This is a genomic window from Bacillus sp. LR--39 (assembly GCF_053613335.1).
Genome location: NZ_JBSIOT010000981.1, coordinates 1 through 670 on the forward strand (window position 1 = coordinate 1; position 670 = coordinate 670).

Annotated in this window: 1 pseudogene; it reads left to right on the forward strand. The window is 30.0% G+C overall.

Annotation, left to right across the window (positions count from 1 at the left end):
* Window positions 1-96: 96 nt before the first annotated feature.
* Window positions 97-670, forward strand: a pseudogene (locus tag ACWHAR_RS27895) (AAA domain-containing protein); the annotation flags it as partial.

Consider the following 670-nt stretch of genomic DNA (forward strand, 5'->3'; position numbering starts at 1 on the left):
TTACTTCATATCAGGTATTTTGAAAACACCTTATTAATTTTGTATACTATAACAAAAAATAACAATTTTGATAAAAGTTATTTTGGAGGGAATAATTTGACTGGTGTAAGCATTGAGGTAGGTAATACAACATATTCTGATCAAATTAAAGAATGGCGATTATCTAAACGTGATAATGCTAAAATAACTGTTCATATTACATTGAACAGTGGAATGAAGATTAGTGAAGAATTAGATAGGTGTATAATTACCCCTGTTCGAGAATTGGTCATTAACAAGCAAGAACGACTAGTTCTAAAGGGAAATGTAAAAGCAAATATAGAAAGCGTTAAAATATATGGAGATAAGTATGCTGTTTTGATTTTTAGTGGAAATGATCAGAAATATATTTATAAAGAAAAAGATATTGAAAAGATTACTTTAGGTAATGCAAAGTTTAAACAACTTTTGGATTATTTTAGACATGTAGCGGCCGTTAAAGATAAAACAAAAAATGATATCCCACCTATTTTGGAAGGTGAAATTCAGCGTATGCCGTTAAGAATAGAAAGTGCTCTCTATGCTTATTTTTCAAAAGAAAATCGATCGTATAAGGATTCAGAGACACTCCTTTTTCCTTTTGGTTTAAACCTAAGTCAGATTCAGGCAGTTCAGTCTGCTTTTTCTTCTC